Source organism: Serratia sp. Nf2 (assembly GCF_003028435.1).
GTDB classification, from domain to species: domain Bacteria; phylum Pseudomonadota; class Gammaproteobacteria; order Enterobacterales; family Enterobacteriaceae; genus Serratia; species Serratia marcescens_L.
In genome coordinates this window covers 33,366-53,405 of the sequence record NZ_PYTW01000015.1, presented here as the reverse complement: position 1 = coordinate 53,405, position 20,040 = coordinate 33,366, and the positions used below count along the sequence as shown (strand labels likewise).

Here is a 20,040-nt window from a genome sequence, read left to right as displayed (position 1 = left end):
GGCCCCCCCCCCCCCCACTAACGACACAGTTTCCCAGGCGGCTCCGCACAGATCCAGTAAAGAAACAGGCCCGCGAGAGCTTTGGGAATACAGTAGGTGAAGTAATGGACACAGTGGAATCTTTGTAATGGCGACAAGAAAATTACGTCGCCACTTTGTTACCGCTCCCCACGCAGCCATGCAATCGCCAGGGTGATTAGATAGCCGGCAACGAAGAAACCAACAAAGCCAGCAACCTTCATTACTGCCCCATCAAGTAAGAACAGCGACATGAAAGCAGCAATCGCGCAAACGCCGGTTACTATCGCTTCCAAAGCATGCGAAGCACCTAACCCTATATACTTAGTGAGTTTTCTGGTTAGAGAGGATTTTGCAGAGTTCATTCTGAATACCTTTACAAAGCATAGGGTGGCTGTTAATGAATTGGAGATACGGCTCTAGTTGTTCCTCAACCAAGAAATATGCCATATCTAAATTTAACGCCGACACCTTCCGGAATGTTTGAGGAAACTTAACTTGCATTCGTCGGGATGCTTGGGCTGCCTCTTCGATAAGTCCCTGTAACATTACAAGGTTGAGAGTGAACGAAGCGCCAAAGCGTACAAATTGTTTATACGCTAATGCAGAGGTCGCTTTCCTTAGCATCATGTGAGCCGCAAATTGCGCCAATGCAAATTGGCCTCCAGTTCGTCCACCAAGACGACCGACACCATAGGCTAGTTTATTATTGATGGACTCTTTGCCGCTAGCGTCTAGTTTCTGATAGAAATCAGTGATCACAATAGTAATCAGGCGTCGTAAGGGTTCTTCACTGTTACCCATCGACTTAACCATACGGGCGAAACGTTCTGTTTCTTCTTGGTTTCTAGTTTTGAGGTTGCTACCAGCCAATCCAGCTCCTTGCCAAGTGCGAACGACGCCATGATACATCCCGCTGGGTATAGTCGAAATTCCATCCAAAATTCCATGTGCAATTTGCTTTGCGTCCATTCACTTTCCTTGAGCAAAATGTGTCCAGCTCAGAGAATAACCAAACCAGAACGCGATTACGAATTCACGCATTTTTCAGTTTGGGAGTACGCCAAAGTCCCAGGCTTGGCACGGCCCGATGGGGTATTTTATAGAAGAGCAGAACTGAAAAAACTTTCTGAACAAAATTGCGCAAATGGATAGGATACAGTACTGAAATACCAACCAATACATTGATTTATATATTTTTATTTCAAGCTTATTCAAACGTCATCGTTCGCTTACTTTCAGTGGAAATTGCCTATCCAGTGAGATAATACGTGCTTAAGCCCCATTCCCAAATATCCGGCATGCCCGCAGGCATGCCGGACGCCCCTCACCGCCCCTCATTCTCCCCCAGGAAGAAATACCACAGCGGAATGGAAAGCAGCAGGGTGAACACCAGCGTATACAGCAGCACCATCAGGCTCTGCATGATCACCATCTGGGCGCTCCAGGCGCCGATCGGCAGCTGGAATTGCTCGACGGTGCCGCCGAGGATCGCTCGGCCCATCACGCAGCCAACCGCCACCGCCACCGTCGCCACCGCCGCGCGGAACTTGCGCACTTCGGCGCGGCGGGCGGCCGCTTCCGGCGTTTCGTCCCGGTGGCCCTGCCGTTGGCCGCGCCAACGCCACACGTCCACCAGCAGCAACGCCGCGAGGCTCACGCCCATCACCGGCAGGCAATACCCCAGTGCGGAAGCCACCAGCAGCGTGACGGTTCGCGCCGGCAGGGAAAGCGCCAGCCAGGCGGCAATCAGCGTATGCACCGGATGCTGCGCCCCCGCCGCCGGGCGGCGGATCCACCACATGCGGTAACCCAACGCGATCATCAAGCACAGCCCAAGGCCGAACGCCGCCAGCAGCAGCTGATTCGGCAAGCCGAACAGAATGCCCATGTGGGCGTCGATGCCCCAGCGGGTCAGTTTGGCGATGAGCGGGAAGGTGTCGAACCGCACCTGGTCGACGACGGCGAAGCTTTGCGGCGCGATGGCAACCGCGTCCACCTGTGTCGGCCAGCTGCGATCCACTTCGGTCACCGTCCAGGCTTTGCCCTCGCCTTTCGGCTGGCGCAGCTCGACCTTGGCGGCATCTATTCCGGCGGCGCGCGCGGCGTGCAGCGCCCGATCCCAATCACCGTTCAACGCATTGGCCTGCGCGGCAGGGCCCATCTTCATGCCCGGCATCATCCCGCGGTGCTCGGCGTGCGGATCGGCCGGCGTCTGCGGCGCATCGGCCTGCAGGCTGGTGTTGACCTGCGGCGTCAGCCAGCCCAGGTTGGCCCGCAGCGCGTCGATGTTGCCGCCGGCCCACTGCGACCAGGTCAGCCCAGTAGCCGAGAAGAACAGCAGCCCGGCCAGCAGCGCCACGCCCAGCGTGATATGCCAATGGCGGCTGGCGGCGAAGCCCCCTTTCGCCCTTTTCAGCTTGCGCTTCGGCCGCGTCGCCAGCCACAGCGCCACGCCGCCCAGCGCGGCCACCCACAGCCAGGAGGCCACCAGCTCGCTGTAGTTGCGCCCTAGATCGCCAAGCAGCAGGCTGCTGTGCAGCTTGTCCAGCCAGGTGCGCAGCGGCAGCACGCCGGAGGTGCCGTACACCGTCATATCGCCCTTGATCGCCAGGGTATAAGGATCGACAAACAGCGCGCGCGACTCGGAAGCGCCCAGATCGGCGCCCGCGAACTGTACGCGCGTGGTGTCCATTGCGCCGGGTGCCGGGCGCACGGCGTAAATACGCGCCTCGTCACCCGCCGCGCGGCGGGCGGCGGCGATCTGGTCAGCCAGCGATCTCGCCTGCCCGTGCGGTTCGGTGAAAAGCGCATCGCGATACAGCGCCTCTTCAAGCTGCGGCGTCAGCACATACAGCGTGCCGGTCAATGCAGCGACCAGAATAAAAGGAGCGACCAGCAGGCCGATATAAAAATGCAGCCGTCTGATCAGGTTCAGCATTGCGCCACGCGGCGATGCGGCAGGTGGAGTTTTGGTTATTGAAGACATGGCCTTTCTCGTTTTTCAAACTGTGCGCGCAGGCAAACCGTCCGCAGCGATACGGACGGCGTTACCCATGATCAAGCAATAGGGAAAAACGGTTGGCCGGGTGGCCCGCGCGGGCTCGGCCGCAGAGTCAGGCGCCGAATGGGCGGAGAAACGATGCGCGGCGCGCAAGGCAGGCGCGCGATGCGCGTCATCAGCCACAGCAGCGGGACGAATGTCCATAGCAGCAGCGGCACGTGGATCAGCAGCTCGCAATAGCCGCAGAAAATCATCGCCGCAGGATCCATGCCGTGGTGGCCGGCATGCTCGGCGGCGGGCATCGCCATCGCGTGCATGTCGTGCGGCATGGCGGCGTCCGTCTGCGCCATGCCGCCCATCATCGGGTGGTGCATCAGCGATTTCGACACCACCGGCGCCACAAACAGCAACAGCACCGCCATAATGGCGATGCAGGCGGTAAAGCGTTGCTGTAGCTGGCGTGGCACTCTCATCGCGGCGGCGAATTAACCCGGTCGGTGGCGAACAAGCGGCCAGTGTAACCCGCGATGCGCGATGAGGTGAAAGAAAAGTCAGATTTGTCTTAATCGTCCCCGGCGGCGGCAATCACAGCACCCGCGAATAGACCCGAGAGGATTCGCCCCACGGGTGATACCCGAGCCCGTTATAAACGAAGCCGCTGCGCTCGTAGTAGCCTTCCAGATCGGTGCACAGGTGCAGCTGCGGGAAGCCCAACCGGCAGGTTTCCGCCGCCACATGCTCAATCAGTTTGGCGCCGCAGCCCTGGCCGCGCTGCGTTTCCTCTACGTAGAGCGCACACAGCCAGGGATACAGTTCCCCACGGCTGATAAAGTCATTGGTGATGAGCCCCGCGCAGCCGAGGATCTGGTCATTTTCCATCAGCAGGTACCACTGCGGCAGCGGGTTGGCGGCGCCGAGGCTGCGGTTGATGGCGTCTTCATACATCATCAGCGTTTCTGGCGTGGCCCAGTGCCGCTGAAAATACGCAATGGCGCGCGGCGCCAGCTCGGGCGCTTGTCGCACCGAAATCATGTCCATCGTCATTCCCGTTATTCATGTTGTCAGCGTAGAATTATGCAGCAATATGCACGGTATGGCAGCGGCATTCCGCCGCCGTCATTCACTAAGGAGTCTTCATGACGCAAAACATCTATGACAATCAGGCCTTCTTCGACGGCTACGCGCAGCTCAGCCGCTCGCGGCACGGCCTGGACGGCGCGCCGGAATGGCCCGCCATCCGCCGCATCCTGCCGGATTTGCAGGACAAAATCGTGGTCGATCTCGGCTGCGGCTACGGCTGGTTCTGCCGCAGCGCGTGCGAACAGGGCGCCGCCGACGTGCTGGGATTGGACGTCTCGGAAAAGATGCTGGCCAAGGCGCGGGAGATGACCGCCGACGCGGGCATTGAGTATCGTCGGCAGGATTTGGCGCAGCTGCAGCTGCCGCCGGAAAGTTACGATCTGGTCTACAGCTCGCTGACGCTGCACTACCTCGAGGATTTGTCCACCCTGTTCGCCACGGTGTATGCCGCGCTGAAACCCGGCGGGCAGTTCATCTTCACCGCCGAGCACCCGATCTACACCGCCCCGGCGCAGCAGGGCTGGTTGACCGACGGCAACGGGCAGAAATCCTGGCCGGTCAACGGTTACCAGCGAGAAGGCCAGCGCGTTTCCAACTGGCTGGCGGAAGGCGTCATCAAGCAGCACCGCACGCTTGGCGGCTATATCAACCCGCTGGCGCAGCAAGGGTTTATCATCCAGCATTTGAACGAATGGGGCCCCAGCGCGCAGCAAATCGCCGCTAATCCGTCGCTGGACGAAGAGCAGGAACGCCCGATGATCTTCATTCTCGCCGCCCGCAAACCCGCCTGATTGATCCGCAGTAAACCGTTCACATCACCACAGTTGGGGAGGCCGCCTCCCCCCAACGGCTATTATGCCGGCAGCGCCGCCCCGTGCGCCGCGAAGTGCGTCAGCGCCTCGCCCTCCATACGATAGCGCACCCACTCGCCCTGCGGCTGCGCGCCGATGCTGAGGTAGAAATCGATGGCCGGTTGGTTCCAGTCCAGCACGCTCCACTCCAGGCGGCCGCACTGCCGTTCGCACGCCAGTTGGGCGATGTGCCGCAGCAGCTTTTTACCGGCGCCCGCGCCGCGATGCTTCGGCGCCACGTACAGGTCTTCCAGATAGATGCCGTTTTTACCCAGCCAGGTGGAGTAACTCATAAAGAACACCGCATAACCCGCCGGCTCGCCGTTTACCGTACAAATCAGCGCTTCGGAACAGGCGCCCGGCCCAAACAGGCTGCGTTCGATATCTTCCACGCTGGCCAGCACCTGCTCGCGCGCCTTTTCGTACACCGCCAGCTCGATAATCATATCCAGAATCAGTTTGGCGTCGCTTTTTTGCGCCGGGTAAATCTCAATGGTCATGGCAAATCCTGAGTGTGTTGATAACTGTGCTTGCCAGCATATCGCGCCTCAAATACTGTATGAACTGCATTTTCATCAACAGGTAATGAATATCATGCATCTGGATTTGAAGCGTCTCGATCTCAACCTGCTGCTGGTGTTCGAAGCGGTCTATCGGCTGCGATCGGTGACGCGCGCCGCGGCGGAGCTGGCCCTCAGTGCGTCGGCGCTGAGCCACGCGCTGATCCGGCTGCGCAAGGCGCTGGCGGACGAGCTGTTCTACCGGGTCGGCAACGACATGCACCCGACGGTGTATGCCGACAGCCTGGCCCCGACCGTCAGCGAAAGTCTGGCGCTCCTGGCCAAAGGGCTGCATCCGCGCCCGCGCTTCGTTCCCGCCGAAAGCCGGGAGAGCTTCACCTTCGCCATTACCGATTACACCGCCTTCGCGGTGTTTCCCGCGCTGATGGCGCAGATGCAGCGCCTGGCACCGGGGCTGTCGTTTCAGCTGCGCTATTCCGAGCGCAAGGTGGCGCTGAACGATCTGCTGGCGGGGCGTATCGACTTCGCGCTGGGCTTTACCGAAACCGACGGCGAAAGCTATCCGGAGATCGACGAGGTGAGCTGGTTGGAGGATGAGTATGTGGCGATCTGTTCGCCCGCCTTCAGCGCAAAATACGGCGAGCTGACGCGGGAAAACTACCTGCGGGCGCGCCATCTGGTGGTGACGCCGTGGAACGAACAGCGCGGCGTCATTGACTATCAGCTCGACAAACTGGGGCTGCAGCGCGATATCGCCATCCGCACGCCTTCGCTGCTGGGAGCGCCGTTCATCGTCGCCGACAGCGAACTGGTGATGAGCATGCCGCGCTACGCCGCGCAAAAATTGCGGCAGGCGGCGGCGCTGGATATCCACCCCCTGCCGTTTCCGGTGCCGCCGTATCAGATCAAAATCTACCTGCACCGCAAGAACGGCCGGCCTGAGGCCTGCCGCTGGTTGCGGCAACAGCTGCAGGCGTTGGCGGCGTTATAACGCGGGTTCGCCGATCGGCAGATACCCCTGCCACAGCGGCCGGGCCGGTTTACCGTGCGGATTGGCCCGCAGATGCACGTGGTAGCCTTGCAGCGCCTGCAGCAGCAGGCAGTCGTCCACCTCGGCCAGGTCATCCTTGTGCTGCTGCGCGCTGTCCGTCAGTAGCACCCGTTTGGCTTTGTCCTTCGCCTCGCCGGCGGAACGCGCCACAAACAGGCCGAACTGGTGCAATTCCGCCAGCTCATCGCTGCGGTAGCCGCCCACGTTGACGAAAAACAGCTTCTCTTCACCGGCGAACGGCGCAGGCTCCAGGCTCACGTCGTAACCGTCCGCCCAGTCGATGCGCGCATAGCCGTCGACATGCACCTTGCGCTTATCGCCGAACCACTTTTCACGCAGCAGCGGATACGCCTCTTCCGGCCGATCCGCCGCCGCGAACTGTACGTCGTGCAGCTCAATATTGGCGCCCGGCGCCGTACCGCCCACATAAAACATCAATAATCCCGGCATGTTATTCTGCTCTCCTTGGTGATAATCGCTATATAAAATAATACATAACGAAACTCGTGCCAACGGCAGCGCCATTCTGTGTTATCAATAGGTGAGGTTTAATCTGTTGTGGAGGAACGCATGGCATTCAATATCGGTGATTTTGTTCAACGCACCACCGGCGGCCCAAAGATGACCGTGGTGGCGATCGACGGCGAAACCCTGGTTTGCAGCTGGAATGAACTGGGCAAAGAGCAGCGCACGGAGGTGCAGGCCAGCGATGTGGCGCTGTACCACGAAGACGGCGATTTCGGCGTCTGCTGAATAACCGGGGCGCACCGCGCCCCGTTATCGCCTCAGGCGCGAATGTCCTGATAGGCCGGCGTGGTATCAAACTCATGCTTGGCGAACGGGCATAGCGGAATGATTTTACGCCGCTCCGCGCGCATCTTCTCCACCACCAGCGCCACCAGCTTTTTGCCGACGCCCTGCCCCTTCAATGACTCATCCACCCAGGTGTGATCGATAATGGTCAGCTTGTCGCCGCTCGGCACGAAAGAGATCTCGGCGATCAGCTTGCCCTGCTCGTCATTGATATAAAAACGTTTGTCGTCTGCCAGTATTTTATGTTCCATATTATTTCTCCCTATATTTAAGTGCGCCGCTGGGGCAGGTGTCGATAACGCGTTTCACCTCCGCCGCGTCGGCATTGTCCGGCATAATCCACGGGCGGCGGTTCAGGGTAAAAATAGCCGCGTTGCCACGCACGCAGTTGGCGGAATGGCGGCATATCGCGCTGTTAAAATAAACGTCAATCTTGTCGCCGGAATAACGGCGGTAACCGGCGGCGGTCAATTCCTCGTCCATTTTGGCCTCACATTGCCTGTTTTATTGTTTTTGCTCCAGGCTCAAGTATAGGCAATGCCGCCGGCTTCACCACGCGTCTCGCCCACCGAAAAAAATGGCGCAACCGCCCGCCGCCGCTAGAAAAAAACGTAAATTGTTCTAATCTTTATTCAGTAAGACAACATCATTCCGACAGTGGCTAAGGAGTTCGAAATGGGTGATAGCTCAAAAGACGGCGTAATTCTGCTGTCCCGCATATTACTGATGATTCTGTTTATCATTTTCGGCTGGATGAAACTGGTCAACTTCGGTGCGACCGTCACGGCGATGGAAGGCTACGGCACGCCGATGCCTTATTTGGCGGCGATCGTTGCCGTGGTGGTGGAGTTTATTTTCGGCATCGCGCTTATTCTCGGTCTGTTTACTCGCCCTATCGCGGTCATTTTCGCCCTGTATGTGTTGGGCACCGCGTTTATCGGCCATCCGTTCTGGAAAATGACCGGCATGGAAATGATGGGCAACGAAATCAACTTCTTTAAAAACATCAGCATCATTGGCGGCTTGCTGTTGCTGGCGGTAACCGGCGCCGGCCGTTATTCGCTGGACTATAAAATATTTAATAAATAATTCATCGATGGCCGGCGATATTCGCCGGCCATTTTATTTCGGCTATCCCTTCAACGGCTGCGCTTGGCGTGGCGCTCAAAGTTTTCCGCCTTGGCCTGCACCGATTTACGCAGCGTGACATAGCAGGCGCCCTCGCCACCGTCGCGCGGTAAGGCGCGGCAAAACGCCTGTACCTGTTCAAACTGCGCCAGCCATTTGGCGACGTAACTGCGCACAATATTCGGATGGCTTTCGTTCTGCCGCCCGCGGCCGTGCACGATCAGCAGCGAACGCAGGTTTTGCGCCTCCGCCTGCATAATGAAGCGAAACAGCGCCTGCCGGCTGGCTTCGACCGACTGGCGCAGCAGGTTCAGCGACGCCTGCGGCGGGTAACGCCCGTTGCGCAGCTTGTCCAGCACGCCCTGTTGAATGCCTTCCCCTTTGAACTCCAGCGGCTGTTCGCAGGGGATCACCTCGAGAAAATCAGTGCTGAGGAAGTTTTCCTGCATCAGCCGCTGCGCTTCGCGCCGCGCGCTTTTGTCCACCGCCTCCTGCGGCTTGAGGTACAGCGTCTGCCGCCCGCTCGCCAGCGGCACCACGTCCGCCATCGCCTGTTCAAAAAAGTCTTTTTCCTGCTCGCTCATGTCCCACCTCTCTTGAACGGCAGCCGTTACGGCTGGGAATGGGGTCGATTGTAAGACGCCTTGCCACGGTTGCAAGCCGGGAATTGTCAGCGGCATTTGTCTCATTTGTCGTCAACGGGTGAGCTTGCGAACAGTTTTCGCTATACTGCTAAGCCATCATTGAGTGCCGCAAAGGATCGAGCCCATGACAATGCGCGAGCTGGAAATCCAGTTTCAAAATGCGATGAATGAGTTGCAGAGCAGCTTCGAACGGCAACACCGCGAATGGCAGCAGAGCTACCAGGCGCTGCAGCAACTGCTGGAAGAAGCCAAACAGCGCGAAGCCGCGCTGCGGGCGCAGAATGAACAACTGGCGCGCAAGCTGAGCACCGCCAGTTCGGTGCCGGAACAGCATGCGCTGGTGAAGCAGATCAAAATGCTCGGCGCCCATCTGGACGCGCTGGCCAAAGACGCGGCCACCTTCAATCACCACCTGCGCCAACAGAGCGCGGTCGGTAATTTCAGCGGCGAACAGCATTGATAGCGGGCGCTGTCGCACAGCGCCTCCCGCCCCTCTTATGGCGTATTGAGAGTGTAATAAAGCCTAAATGACCTGGATCATCCTCGCCGCCCTGATCGTCGTATTCATTATCGGTTACCGCATCCTGACGTCCGACACCCGCAAAGCCATCGATTCGCTGGCCCATCTGCTGAGGGTCAAACCGATGCTGATCGAATCGATGATCCAGGAAATGGGCGGCCGCCAAAGCCAGACCTTTATCCGCATGCTGAACAACGGCTACACCGAAGAGATGCACCAGGCGGCTTATCTGCTGTTCATCTACCTGACGTTCATCAAACAGGCGGACGACGAGCAGATCGCCCTGTGGCGCGACGTGCTGCTGCGCGCTGGGCTGTCGCCGGAGCTGCACGCCGAGCACACCGAAGCGGCGCTGTTTTACTTCGCCGAGCTGGATATTGATGCGTTTGAACTGGCGCAGTTCCGCCGCGCCTACAATGAGCGTTTCAACCACGAAGCGTTGGCCCACGGCTGATCGCGTCCCCCGGTGCGGGGGACCGATTACAAGAACATGCTGAAGAGGTAGCGCGACAGCGCTTCGCGCGAGCTGAAGCCGTGTGCGATGCCGTAGCGCTGGTTCGGGGCGTCGCCGCTTAAATCCAGGGGAAATTCCAGATACTGCTCGCTGGTGCGCACCGGGGAAGTTGGCGTGGCGAAATGCACGCTTCTCTCTTTCAGCGCCGGGTGGATCACCAACGCGGTTCTGCCCATCCGCGCTTCGCGGTTCACATACACGTAGTGTGCACCCTTGCGGTAGCCATAGGCCTGATCGGTGACATAATCACGCTCAAAGCCGGTATTCTCCAACACTTTAGCCACTTCATCCGGCCGTAAATACATCGATTCCTCCTCTCATTCTGGACCGCTGAGCGACCTTACCGTAATCATTCACCGAAACAATGATTTTCTGGGGAGGAATCCGGGTTTCGGACTATTCCTGAATCAGGCCCGGCTGCGCTGCAGCAGGCGCAGAGTGAGCAACACGCCGAGCGCCACCAGCAGCGCCGCCGCCAGATAGATCGACGGCACGCCCGCTTGCCCAATCAGCAGCCCGGCCAGCGGGCCGGTGATGCCCAGCGCCAGGTCGAGGAACGCCGAATAGGTGCCGAGCGCCGTGCCCTGATTCTGCGGCGGCACCTGTTTCACCGCCTCGACGCCCAGCGCCGGGAACACCAGCGAGAAACCGGCGCCGGCCAGCAACGCACCGGTTTGCACCATCCAGGGTTCGCCGGCCTGCCAGATCAACAGCAGCCCGACGATCTCGACCAGAAACGACGCCAGCGTCACCTTCAGGCCGCCGTGGCGGTTGATGACGTTGCTGAAGATCAGGCGGATGCCGACGAAGGCGCAGCTGAACAGCGTCAGCGAAAACGCCGCGCCGCTCCAACCTTTGTCGGCGTAGTAAAGGGTGATGAACGTGGCGATCACGCCGAAGCCGACGGTGCCCATCGCCAGCCCGAGGCCATAGGCCCAGATGCGGCCGAACACCGCGCGGAAGGCGATGCGTTGCCCGGCGGCGATCGAGACGTCCGGCTTGCCGCTCGCCAACAGCAGCGCCACCGCGACCGCCAGCACGATCAGCGCCGCCACCCCGGCCAATCCCCACTGCTGATTCAGGTACACGCCGAGCGGCGCCCCGGCCGCCATCGCCCCGTAGGTGGCGACGCCGTTCCAGGAAATCACCCGCGCGGTGTGCATCGCTCCGACCCGGCCGATGCCCCACAGCGTGGAACCGGTGCTGGCGAAGCTTTCGCCGACGCCGAGAAACACCCTCCCCACGCACAGCAACAGCAGGCTGAGCCACGGGTAATCGTCAATGCCGAACGCCAGCGCGTAAAACAGGCCGCTGGCACCGCAGCACGCCAGGCCGAACAGCACCACCTTCTTCGGCCCCAGCTGATCGGCATAGCGCCCGGCGTGCGGGCGGCTGAACAGCGTGGCGAAGTACTGCGCGCTGATGATAAGGCCCGCCAGCACCGAGTTGTAGCCCAGGTGGTCATGCACAAATCCCGGCAGCACCGCCAGCGGCAGGCCGATGGTCAGGTAGCAGACGAAGGTGAACATCACCACGGACAGAATGCGTCGGTTCAGCTGGAGGTTATTTTCTGCGGTCATCGAAGGTGGCTCGCATCGAACGGGGTAGACAGAGATTGCCAGCATACCCCGATGGGATCTGATGATAAATGAGAGATTTATAACGAATTATTATTTAACTAAGTCTTTGCTGTCTGCGCCATTCGCTGGGATTGGCACCATATACGCGCAAGAATTCGCGGTTAAAATTCGACTTGGTGGTAAATCCCGACTCATGCATGATTTCGGTTATCGGGCGGTCGCCGACAAGCAGCCTTCGCGCCGCCTCACCGATGCGCAATTGGTTCACGTATTGCGAGACATTCATCCCGGCATGCTGATTGATGGCCTGCGACACCCGGCGCGCCGGCAATCCACTTTTGCGCGCCAACAGCGCCAAATTCAGCTCCGGTTGCAAATAAAGATCGTCTTTCAGCAATCGCTGTTGCACCTGAACAAACCAGTGGTGGATCTGGTCATCATTCACTGCGACGACTTTAACAGGCTCCGGCGTTTCCTCGACCGGTTGCTCCGCCGGCCGGGTGCGGGACAAGACCAGGTACACGCCCAACGTAAGCAGCAGAGTGTCGACCGTCACCAACAGGCCGGCATGTCGCCCGCCAAACCAGGCAAAATCGAGGGTAATGATCAGCTCCGCTATCGCGACGGTGAACAATAAAATGGCTAACCCACGCCACAGACGGCAGCAGAGCCCGCTTTCCGCCAACGCCACCTGCTTCAAACTATTCTCACCGCCGCGCAGTGCATACCACAAGGCCACGCCGTAAGCCGCATCGGCGGCAATAATCAACGCATCCAACCAAACTGGCGCATACCAGCTGGCCAACAGCGTCAGGCATAAGGGCGCAAAATGCCAGACATCGGTAAGCCGCAATCGCCCCTGCGTGCTCACCCGGAAGGCCAGCCAGACCAGCACCGGGATCATGGCGGCGCCAATCGGCTGCAACCGGTTGAACTGCGTTAAGTCGTAACCGTAACGCAACCCCACCAGCAGGCTTTGCCATGCGCACAGCAGCAGTAACAGCTGGAAAACCCAACGCCGGGCGCTGGGCCGGCCAAGGCGAAGCAACAGCCCGCAGCACAGCAGGCTGAACAAAAAGGTAACGGGAATGAGCGGCATTCATTACGCCTTATCCAAAGAGACGACGCGGAAAAGTGTATGGCGTGAAGTCTGTTAAAACAATAATTTAACGACCTTGATCGCGATCGAGGTCGCCGAGAGGCACAGCCGATGTCACCTTTGCGCTTTTGTCGTAATGAGGATGTGAGGATGAAAAAGTTACTGTCTCTGTGGCTGCTGCTGTGCACGACGGCCAGCGCATCGCCTTATCAGATCGCCATTCATGATGAAGCGTTTTCCCGGGGTTCGCGCACGCTCGCCAGCCGTATTTATTATCCCACCGAGGCCGAAGGCCCACGACAAAACGTCGGTGCCAATCCGGTATTCACCGGTATTGCCGGCCAAATTGACGCACCACCGGCCAAGGGCGCCTTTCCCTTGGTGGTGTTCAGTCACGGCAGCGGAGGGAACAATACCAGCCAGGCCTGGCTGGCGGCAGCGCTGGTTAGCCAGGGCGTGGTGGTGATTGCCGCCAACTCACCCGGCAGTACCACCGGCGACTCAGTCCCGGCGCAGTCCATCAATCTTTGGCGGCAAACCGAAGATATCTCCGCGCTGATTGACGCGATCGGCGCCTCCCCTCGCTGGGCTGCTCTCGTCAACCCTCACGCCATCGGCGTTGTCGGCCACTCCAAGGGCGGTTACAGCGCCATCGCGGCCATCGGCGGCAGAGTCAGACTGGCAGATTTCATCGCCGGTTGCCGGCAACGGCCGCAGTCACCCAATTGCCGGTTCTATACCCAGGCCAGGGTTGACCTGACGCAGGTCGCCGCCGATCGGTTCGATGCCGATTATACCGACCCGCGCATCCGCTTTGCCGTCGCCCTCGATCCCGGCATGGTGCCCTATCTGCGGCCGGAGAGTTTGCGTCACCTAAACGCACCCTTGTTGATTATCGAACCGCAAAACTATCTGCCAAGCGAGAAAGGCTCGCGTTTGGGTGGGGCATCGCTGGCAGCTAACGGCGCTGAACAGCCTATCCGCGCACAGCGATTAACCCGCGGCAATCATTTCGATTTCTTACCCATTTGCCAACCCAACGGCCGCAAAATTTTGGCCTCTGAAGAACAGGAAGCAGAGGTACTATGCGCAACCACGCCTGCCCAACGTGCATGGGTACATCAGCAAACGGTGGCGGCAATATTGCCGTTCATTCGCCCCTGGCTACCCGCGCGCGCAGAAAATCGATAAACGCCCGCACCTTTTCCGGCACATGGCGGGTGTTCGGGTAAAGCGCATAGATGCTCTGTTCGGGGAAACGGTGATCCGGCAGCAACCGCTGCAGCCGGCCGGCGTCGATTTCGGGCTGTGCCAGCCACGCTGGCAGCAGCGCCACCCCGGCCCCATGCAGGGCGAACGCCAGCAATGCCGCGGCACTGTCGCCGGTGAGCGTGGCAGCGTCCGCGACCTTGAACAGCACCGCTTCGCGCTGCGGCGTGGCCACCTGCCAGCTGAGCGGTGAACTGAGCCGGCTGTGGGCGATCCACTGCGCCTGCGCCAGATCCGTCAGCGAATGAATCGGTCGGTCGGCCAGATAACCCGGCGACGCCACCGGAAAAATGGCGAAGCTGTCGATCAGCGCCGCGCGGTGGCTGGAATCCGCCAGTTGGCCCAGGCGGATCGCCACGTCAAAGCGCTCCGAGATCAGATCGGCGTGATAAGAAGAAGACACATGCTGGATGCGCAGCCGCGGGTGCTGTCGCGAAAATGCCGCCAGCGCCGGCACCACCACCTGCGCGCCGTACTCCGGTGTACTGGTGATGCGCAGCACGCCGCTCAGCCCGTGATGATCGCGGCGCACGTCGTCCAGCACGTTTTCCGCCTCCTGCAGCAGCTGCAGGCTGCGCTGGTAAAAGCGTTCGCCGGCGTCGGTCAGCGACAGCCGCCGGGTGCTGCGCGCCAGCAGTGACACCCCCAGCTCGTTCTCCAGCTGTTTGACGTTAAAACTCACCACCGCCTTGGTTTGCCCCAGCGCCGCCGCCGCCGCGGTAAAGCTGCCCGCTTCCACCACCGCCGCAAAGATCGCCAGGCGCTGCAAATTCAGCATTTCGCCGCCCTTATTGTCAAAATCATTTTGACAGTGTAATCGCCTGTCGCCGATTTATCCGCACTTTTCCCCCCGATACACTGCTCGCCTTCAACCGGAGGCACCATGTCTTATCGCAGCAAAGTGGCAATCGTCTATCTGCTCGGCTTTTTCGTCGATCTGATCAATATGTTTATCGCCAACGTCGCCTACCCCGCCATCGGCCAGGCGATGCGGGCATCGGTCAGCCAACTGGCGTGGGTCAGCAACGGCTATATTCTCGGCCTGACGCTGGTGATCCCGCTCAGCGCTTGGCTGGCGCAGCGCATCGGTGGGCGGCGGGTCTTTCTGCTGTCGCTGACGCTGTTCATGCTGGCCACCCTCGGCGCAGGCAACGCCGACAGCATCGGTGCGCTGATCGGCTGGCGTACCCTGCAGGGCATGGGCGGCGGCTTGCTGATCCCCATCGGCCAAACGCTGACCTACCAGCTGTACCGCAGCCATGAACGCGCCGGGCTATCGGCGGCCATCATGCTGGTGGGGCTGCTGGCGCCGGCGCTGTCACCGGCGCTGGGCGGCTGGCTCGTCGATCGGCTGGACTGGCGCTGGGTGTTTTTCGCCAACCTGCCGCTGGCGGCCCTGGCCCTGGCGCTGGCGGCCCTGTGGCTGCGCGCGGAAACGTCGACGGCGGTGCGTAAACCGCTCGACGGCAAAGGGCTGCTGAGCGCCTGCGCGGCGTTGACGCTGCTGCTGCTCGGCCTGACCCGGCTGAGCGAGGCCGGTCATCAGGCTTCCGGCGCGGCGCTGCTGGCCGCCGGCTTGCTGGTGCTGGCGTACTATCTGCGTCATAGCCTGCGCGCCCCACAGCCGCTGTTGAACCTGCGGCTGGTCGGCGATCCGCTGCTGCGCAACGCCATGGCGGTTTATTTGTGCATTCCCGGCCTGTTCATCGGCGTCAGCCTGGTGGCGATGCTGTATCTGCAAAACCAACTGGGGATGCCCGCCGCACAGGTCGGCGGCCTGATGCTGCCCTGGGCGCTGGCGTCGTTCCTGGCCATCACGCTGACCGGCAAAACCTTTAACCGCCTCGGCCCGCAGCCGCTGCTGATTGCCGGCTGCCTGTTGCAAGGTGCCGGCATGCTGACGCTGGCGCAGATCGATCAGGCCGGGCAGTACGCGTTGCAGATCGCCGCCTTCGCCCTGATGGGGTTTGGCGGCAGCCTGTGCAGCAGCACCGCGCAGAGCAGCGCGTTCCTGCAGATCCCCGACGCTCAGCTGGCGGACGCCAGTGCGCTGTGGAACATCAACCGCCAACTCAGTTTTTGCCTCGGCGTGGCGCTGCTCAGCCTGTTGCTGAATCTGCTGCTGACCGTGTTGCCGCCCGCAGCGGCCTACCGAACCTGCTTCATTCTGGCGGGCGCCAGCGTATTTATCCCGCTGTTGCTGTGCCTGCGCCTCGCTAACCGCGCCATCGTGCGCCAACTCAACGCTCAACAGGATGCTTTATGAACCCGTATTTTACCGAAGTGATCGACGCCCACATCGCCATTGAACGCTGGCTGGGCAAAGGGGCCGGAGAAGAGCAGGCGTTGCTGGCGCGCTTTACGCCGGATTTCAGTATGATCGCGCTGAACGGCGCTCCGCTGGATTTCGCCGTGCTGTGCGCCTTTTTCCGCGCGCATCGCGCCGCCAAACCGGGATTGGAAATCGTGATAGAAGAGATGAGGCTGGTGGCCGAATGGCCGACGGGCGCGGTAGTCAGCTACCGGGAAAAACAGAGCCTGCCGGGGCAAAGCGCCACGCTGCGCTATTCCACGGTGGTCTTTGAACGTCTGCCCAACGCGCTCGGCTGGCGGCATTTGCACGAAACTGCCGCGGTGCAATAATTACAGAAAGCTGCCGGCCAAAAACAGTTCCCAACCGACGATCGCTCCGCACAGGGTTACCGCACTGAAAATGACTTCAAACAGATAGCGATTGATCATCGTTCGTCGCCTCAAAAGAAGACACCCGGAAGAACCGGGTGTCTGGAGTACGGGCTGGAGAGTGCGGAACCTTTCGGTTCCGCAACCATCACTTAATTAAGCTTTTTTACCGGCTTTTTTGTGGTGTTTTTTAGCGGCCTGAGCTTTCTGCACTGGCGCTTTTTTGTGGTGTTTTTTAGCAGCCTGGGCTTTCTGAGCTGGCGCTTTTTTGTGGTGCTTTTTAGCGGCCTGAGCTTTCTGGGCTGGCGCTTTTTTGTGGTGCTTAGCTTTCTTGTGGTGCGTTGCTTTAGCTGGCGCTTTTTCAGCAGCAGCCGCTGGCGCAGCGGTAGTGGTGGTCGCAGCTGGCGCGGTGGTGGTAGCCGGAGCAGTAGCTGCAGTATCAGCAGCGAAAGCAACAGAAGACAGACCCATAGTGGCAGCAACGATCAGCGCTAATACTTTTTTCATCTTTAAATCCTCAGAGTGTTGTTTCGGTAAGCTCCGGTGGAGCCGTTGAAACAGATACTAGTGGAATCAAACTGCCGCTTCCGTGAGTGATTGGTTTCGCCGAGTAACCAAATGTACAAAGCCCAGACGCCGGCAAACACCTGCGTGACGGCGGTTTTTTTCCGTGATCGGCCACACAATTCTCGACATGGTCTACACTTAAAAGACATGTGTCGAAATGGAGAGCTGAATGTTTAAGAAAGCGGAAAGAACAGAACGCGATATCGATCAGGACGTCACTCTGTTGGCCGATACGCTGGATGAAGTGTTGCGCGAGTCCGGTGACAAGACCAAAGAGGAACTGAAAGAGCTGCACAGCAAGGCGAAAGGCGTGCTGCGCGACGCCCGGGCGCGGTTCAATGGCTCCACCAGTCTGACACAGCATGCGCGCGACGCGGTCGATCAAGCCGACAGCTACGTGCGTGACAAACCTTGGCAGGGCGTAGGGATCGGTGCCGCCGTCGGCATCGTGCTCGGCGTGCTGCTGGCCCGGCGTTAACACCCCTGCAGTCATAAAGATAAAACAGATGTGCGTCTGGCCCGCGGAAATCGCGGGCCGTTTAATTTAGGCGTTTGAACAGCTGCGCCAGCCCCTGCACCGCCCGCTCCGTCTCCTCTCGCCGGCTGAAATTGGCGAACCCCAGCAGTAACCCTTGCCCCACCGGATGGTCGATTCGCCAGTCCGACAACGCCTGCGCCGCCAGCCCCTGCTGCCAGGCTTGCGCCGCCAACGGCGCATCCGCCACGCCGTCGCGCAGCCGGGCCAACAGCTGAATGCCGCCCTGTTGCGGCACCGTCGTCAGCCACGCCCCCAGTTGCCGTTCCAGCGCCTGCGTCAACCACTCGCGCCGCTGACGGTACAGCGGCCGCATGCGTTTCAGGTGGCGGTAGAAATGCCCTTGTCGGATAAAATCCGCCACGCCGGCCTGCAGCAGCGGCGGGCACCCGCAGCCGCGCAGCCGACTGCTGCGCGCGAATGCCTCCGTCAGACCGACGGGCACCACCAGATAAGCCATGCGCAGCGCCGGGAACAGCGTTTTGCTGAAGGTGCCGGCGTACAGCACCCGCCCCTGAACATCGAGGCTTTTCAGCGGCGGCAGTGGCCGCCCGTGGTAGCGAAACTCGCTGTCGTAGTCATCCTCGAGGATCCAGGCCCCGCGCTGCTGTGCCCAGTCGAGCAGCGCCATGCGCCGCGCCAGGCTGAGCGAGACGCCGAGCGGGCTTTGATGGGTCGGCGTCACCACCGCCAGCCGCGCCTCAGGCGCCGTCAGCATACCGGCGGCCACGTCCATGCCTTGTTCATCCACCGGCACGGCGACCGGCCTGACGCCGGCGGCCCGCAGCAGCGGGCGCGTAACCGGATAGCCGGGATCTTCGATCCATACCGCATCGCCGGCGTGCAACAGCGTCTCCACCACCCAGTCCAACAGCGCCGGATAACCGGCACAGAGGAAAACCTGCTCCGGCCGGCAGCTGATGCCGCGCGACAAATGCAGATAATGGGCGATCGCCTCACGCAGCTCAGGCAGGCCGCCGGCCGGCGGCAGCGCCAGAGAAGCCACCGTGGAACCGCGCAGCTGACGGGCGACAATGCGCTGCCATAACGCCCGTGGAAACGCATCCAGCGCCGGTAGCCCCAGTTGGAAAGGCTGCAGCATACCCTGCGGTTGCAGCGGATCGGGCGCCATCGCCGCCAGCAGTGGCGCAGCGGATACCGCGCCCGACGGCATGTGCGGCAACTGTGGCGAGACATAGGTGCCCGCCTGCCCGCGACTCTGCAAAAAACCTTCGGCGATAAGTTGCGCGTAGGCGCTTTCCACCGTGGCGCGCGCCACGCCCAGATCGCTCGCCAACCCGCGCACTGAGGGCAACCGGCTGCCCGCCGCCAGGCTGCCCTGGGTAATGGCGTCTTTAATCCGCTGGTAAATCTGCCGGTACAGCGGCTCGGCGAGCCGGCTGTCCAGCCGCAGCGAAGTCAGGAAAGATGGCATCATGGCCCGGTTAAATAATCATTTTATGGCCCTATAGCATAGACCATAAGGCCGCTAAAGTAGCGCCATAATTTCGTTACTACCGATTGAGGTTGACCATGATTAAGCAACGTTTGAACTATGCCGAGCTGGCGCCCGCCCCGTACAAAAATATGGTGAGCGCGCTGATGGCGCTGGAGAAAGGCGCCCTGGACAAGGCGACCATCGAATTGATGTTTATGCGCGTTTCGCAGATCAACGGCTGCGCCTACTGCCTGGATATGCACGGCAAAGCGCTGCGCGAAAGTGGCTTCAGCCATGCCAAGCTGGATACGCTGGCGGGCTGGCGCGTCAGCCATGAATTCAGCGAGCGCGAACGCGCCGCGCTGGAATGGGCCGAGTCGGTGACGCTGATCGCCGCCACCGGTGCGCCGGACAGCGCTTTCGAGGCGCTGAAGGCGCACTTCAGCGACGTCGAGATCGCCGATCTGACCTTCACCATCAGCATCATGAACGCCTTCAACCGGCTGGCTGTCAGCATGCGCCAGTAATACGCTCGCCTCCCCCTCTTGACTGAGAGGGGGAATTCCACACCCGCAAAAATTTTTTCCCTCGCCTTTTCCAGCCCCGACGCGGCCTGCGCCCCCAACCTTACAAAACACCATATATAGCGTGGTTGATAAAACAAATATCAACATATAGTATTTTATGGGTCAGCCGCAGGGAATGTCGTTCGGTTGATAACGCCGT

Annotated in this window: 27 protein-coding genes; 11 read left to right on the top strand and 16 right to left on the bottom strand. The window is 60.4% G+C overall.

The window, feature by feature from the left end; translation table 11 throughout:
- Positions 1 to 158: 158 nt before the first annotated feature.
- The 5 genes from C9411_RS24490 to C9411_RS24470 all read right to left on the bottom strand — a co-directional run bounded on the left by C9411_RS24490 (position 159) and on the right by C9411_RS24470 (position 4,060).
- A complete protein-coding gene (locus C9411_RS24490) occupies positions 159 to 383 on the bottom strand; it encodes a hypothetical protein (RefSeq protein ID WP_055317294.1) in 225 nt (74 codons plus the stop codon).
- Positions 343 to 990, bottom strand: coding sequence for a hypothetical protein (locus C9411_RS25890; protein ID WP_199200152.1), 648 nt, complete (start codon positions 988 to 990; stop codon positions 343 to 345). Before C9411_RS25890 ends, C9411_RS24490 begins: the two co-directional genes overlap by 41 nt.
- A 355-nt stretch (positions 991 to 1,345) precedes the next feature.
- A complete protein-coding gene (locus C9411_RS24480) occupies positions 1,346 to 3,007 on the bottom strand; it encodes a DUF2534 family protein (RefSeq protein WP_199200151.1) in 1,662 nt (553 codons plus the stop codon).
- Between the two features lie 71 nt (positions 3,008 to 3,078).
- Entirely contained in the window at positions 3,079 to 3,495 is a 417-nt protein-coding gene (locus C9411_RS24475) for a DUF2946 domain-containing protein (RefSeq protein ID WP_233221946.1), read from the bottom strand.
- A gap of 112 nt (positions 3,496 to 3,607) precedes the next feature.
- Positions 3,608 to 4,060, bottom strand: coding sequence for a GNAT family N-acetyltransferase (locus tag C9411_RS24470; protein WP_107228104.1), 453 nt, complete (start codon positions 4,058 to 4,060; stop codon positions 3,608 to 3,610).
- A gap of 98 nt (positions 4,061 to 4,158) precedes the next feature.
- On the opposite strand from C9411_RS24470, the gene C9411_RS24465 reads away from it, so the two are divergent.
- Positions 4,159 to 4,893 (top strand): bifunctional 2-polyprenyl-6-hydroxyphenol methylase/3-demethylubiquinol 3-O-methyltransferase UbiG, encoded by a 735-nt coding sequence (locus C9411_RS24465; RefSeq protein ID WP_107228101.1) that lies wholly within the window; start codon positions 4,159 to 4,161, stop codon positions 4,891 to 4,893.
- 62 nt (positions 4,894 to 4,955) lie between these two features.
- Here the strand turns inward: C9411_RS24465 and C9411_RS24460 are convergent, their stop codons facing one another.
- Complete coding sequence (locus C9411_RS24460; RefSeq protein ID WP_033649791.1) at positions 4,956 to 5,453, bottom strand: GNAT family N-acetyltransferase; 498 nt, start codon at positions 5,451 to 5,453, stop codon at positions 4,956 to 4,958.
- An 85-nt stretch (positions 5,454 to 5,538) separates the two neighbouring features.
- Here C9411_RS24460 and C9411_RS24455 point away from each other — a divergent pair, with 85 nt between their 5' ends.
- A complete protein-coding gene (locus C9411_RS24455; RefSeq protein WP_060426208.1) occupies positions 5,539 to 6,465 on the top strand; it encodes a LysR substrate-binding domain-containing protein in 927 nt (308 codons plus the stop codon).
- On the opposite strand, the gene C9411_RS24450 is transcribed toward C9411_RS24455, so the two are convergent.
- Positions 6,460 to 6,975: a DUF1543 domain-containing protein gene (locus C9411_RS24450; protein ID WP_063990619.1), complete on the bottom strand. Its 516-nt coding sequence runs from the start codon at positions 6,973 to 6,975 to the stop codon at positions 6,460 to 6,462. The two genes, C9411_RS24455 and C9411_RS24450, sit on opposite strands and share 6 nt — an antisense overlap.
- 120 nt (positions 6,976 to 7,095) lie before the next feature.
- Between C9411_RS24450 and C9411_RS24445 the strand changes: the two genes are divergently transcribed.
- The gene (locus C9411_RS24445) at positions 7,096 to 7,278 is read left to right on the top strand and encodes a YodC family protein (protein ID WP_025303973.1); all 183 of its coding nucleotides are present in this window, start codon (positions 7,096 to 7,098) and stop codon (positions 7,276 to 7,278) included.
- Positions 7,279 to 7,310: 32 nt separating this feature from the next.
- Here the strand turns inward: C9411_RS24445 and C9411_RS24440 are convergent, their stop codons facing one another.
- Complete coding sequence (locus tag C9411_RS24440) at positions 7,311 to 7,589, bottom strand: GNAT family N-acetyltransferase (RefSeq protein WP_063990620.1); 279 nt, start codon at positions 7,587 to 7,589, stop codon at positions 7,311 to 7,313.
- Position 7,590: 1 nt separating this feature from the next.
- Entirely contained in the window at positions 7,591 to 7,821 is a 231-nt protein-coding gene (locus C9411_RS24435) for a (4Fe-4S)-binding protein (protein WP_016929825.1), read from the bottom strand.
- Between the two features lie 192 nt (positions 7,822 to 8,013).
- On the opposite strand from C9411_RS24435, the gene C9411_RS24430 reads away from it, so the two are divergent.
- Positions 8,014 to 8,427, top strand: a complete 414-nt coding sequence (locus C9411_RS24430; RefSeq protein WP_004928980.1) for a DoxX family protein — start codon at positions 8,014 to 8,016, stop codon at positions 8,425 to 8,427.
- A 50-nt stretch (positions 8,428 to 8,477) separates the two neighbouring features.
- Here the strand turns inward: C9411_RS24430 and smrA are convergent, their stop codons facing one another.
- Positions 8,478 to 9,050: a DNA endonuclease SmrA gene (gene smrA, locus C9411_RS24425; protein ID WP_039568637.1), complete on the bottom strand. Its 573-nt coding sequence runs from the start codon at positions 9,048 to 9,050 to the stop codon at positions 8,478 to 8,480.
- A gap of 184 nt (positions 9,051 to 9,234) precedes the next feature.
- Here smrA and C9411_RS24420 point away from each other — a divergent pair, with 184 nt between their 5' ends.
- Positions 9,235 to 9,570, top strand: a complete 336-nt coding sequence (locus C9411_RS24420) for an MbeD/MobD family mobilization/exclusion protein (protein WP_004928976.1) — start codon at positions 9,235 to 9,237, stop codon at positions 9,568 to 9,570.
- Between the two features lie 67 nt (positions 9,571 to 9,637).
- Positions 9,638 to 10,084, top strand: a complete 447-nt coding sequence (locus C9411_RS24415; protein ID WP_063990622.1) for a DUF1198 family protein — start codon at positions 9,638 to 9,640, stop codon at positions 10,082 to 10,084.
- A gap of 26 nt (positions 10,085 to 10,110) precedes the next feature.
- On the opposite strand, the gene C9411_RS24410 is transcribed toward C9411_RS24415, so the two are convergent.
- The 3 genes from C9411_RS24410 to C9411_RS24400 all read right to left on the bottom strand — a co-directional run bounded on the left by C9411_RS24410 (position 10,111) and on the right by C9411_RS24400 (position 12,823).
- On the bottom strand, positions 10,111 to 10,449 hold the full coding sequence (locus tag C9411_RS24410) for a DUF2002 family protein (RefSeq protein ID WP_063990623.1): 339 nt from the start codon (positions 10,447 to 10,449) through the stop codon (positions 10,111 to 10,113).
- Between the two features lie 102 nt (positions 10,450 to 10,551).
- Positions 10,552 to 11,724 (bottom strand): MFS transporter, encoded by a 1,173-nt coding sequence (locus tag C9411_RS24405; protein WP_107228100.1) that lies wholly within the window; start codon positions 11,722 to 11,724, stop codon positions 10,552 to 10,554.
- 94 nt (positions 11,725 to 11,818) lie between these two features.
- Positions 11,819 to 12,823 carry an AraC family transcriptional regulator gene (locus C9411_RS24400; protein WP_107228099.1) on the bottom strand — a complete coding sequence of 335 codons (1,005 nt, stop codon included), beginning with the start codon at positions 12,821 to 12,823 and terminating at the stop codon, positions 11,819 to 11,821.
- Between the two features lie 150 nt (positions 12,824 to 12,973).
- Here C9411_RS24400 and C9411_RS24395 point away from each other — a divergent pair, with 150 nt between their 5' ends.
- Positions 12,974 to 14,014, top strand: a complete 1,041-nt coding sequence (locus tag C9411_RS24395) for a prolyl oligopeptidase family serine peptidase (protein WP_063990626.1) — start codon at positions 12,974 to 12,976, stop codon at positions 14,012 to 14,014.
- Here the strand turns inward: C9411_RS24395 and C9411_RS24390 are convergent.
- Positions 13,974 to 14,870: a LysR family transcriptional regulator gene (locus C9411_RS24390; RefSeq protein ID WP_063990627.1), complete on the bottom strand. Its 897-nt coding sequence runs from the start codon at positions 14,868 to 14,870 to the stop codon at positions 13,974 to 13,976. The genes C9411_RS24395 and C9411_RS24390 overlap by 41 nt on opposite strands.
- Positions 14,871 to 14,975: 105 nt before the next feature.
- On the opposite strand from C9411_RS24390, the gene C9411_RS24385 reads away from it, so the two are divergent.
- Both C9411_RS24385 and C9411_RS24380 read left to right on the top strand, forming a co-directional pair.
- On the top strand, positions 14,976 to 16,358 hold the full coding sequence (locus C9411_RS24385; RefSeq protein WP_063990628.1) for an MFS transporter: 1,383 nt from the start codon (positions 14,976 to 14,978) through the stop codon (positions 16,356 to 16,358).
- Positions 16,355 to 16,735 carry a DUF4440 domain-containing protein gene (locus C9411_RS24380; RefSeq protein ID WP_107228098.1) on the top strand — a complete coding sequence of 127 codons (381 nt, stop codon included), beginning with the start codon at positions 16,355 to 16,357 and terminating at the stop codon, positions 16,733 to 16,735. The genes C9411_RS24385 and C9411_RS24380 overlap by 4 nt, the downstream gene beginning before the upstream one ends.
- Before the next feature lie 195 nt (positions 16,736 to 16,930).
- Here the strand turns inward: C9411_RS24380 and asr are convergent, their stop codons facing one another.
- Positions 16,931 to 17,281 carry an acid resistance repetitive basic protein Asr gene (gene asr / locus C9411_RS24375; RefSeq protein ID WP_004928953.1) on the bottom strand — a complete coding sequence of 117 codons (351 nt, stop codon included), beginning with the start codon at positions 17,279 to 17,281 and terminating at the stop codon, positions 16,931 to 16,933.
- Between the two features lie 229 nt (positions 17,282 to 17,510).
- Between asr and C9411_RS24370 the strand changes: the two genes are divergently transcribed.
- Positions 17,511 to 17,819, top strand: a complete 309-nt coding sequence (locus C9411_RS24370) for a YqjD family protein (protein ID WP_004928950.1) — start codon at positions 17,511 to 17,513, stop codon at positions 17,817 to 17,819.
- A 61-nt stretch (positions 17,820 to 17,880) separates the two neighbouring features.
- Here C9411_RS24370 and C9411_RS24365 read toward each other — a convergent pair whose 3' ends face one another.
- Entirely contained in the window at positions 17,881 to 19,314 is a 1,434-nt protein-coding gene (locus tag C9411_RS24365; RefSeq protein WP_107228097.1) for a PLP-dependent aminotransferase family protein, read from the bottom strand.
- A gap of 95 nt (positions 19,315 to 19,409) precedes the next feature.
- On the opposite strand from C9411_RS24365, the gene C9411_RS24360 reads away from it, so the two are divergent.
- Entirely contained in the window at positions 19,410 to 19,841 is a 432-nt protein-coding gene (locus C9411_RS24360; RefSeq protein WP_107228096.1) for a carboxymuconolactone decarboxylase family protein, read from the top strand.
- The last annotated feature ends 199 nt before the right edge of the window (positions 19,842 to 20,040 follow it).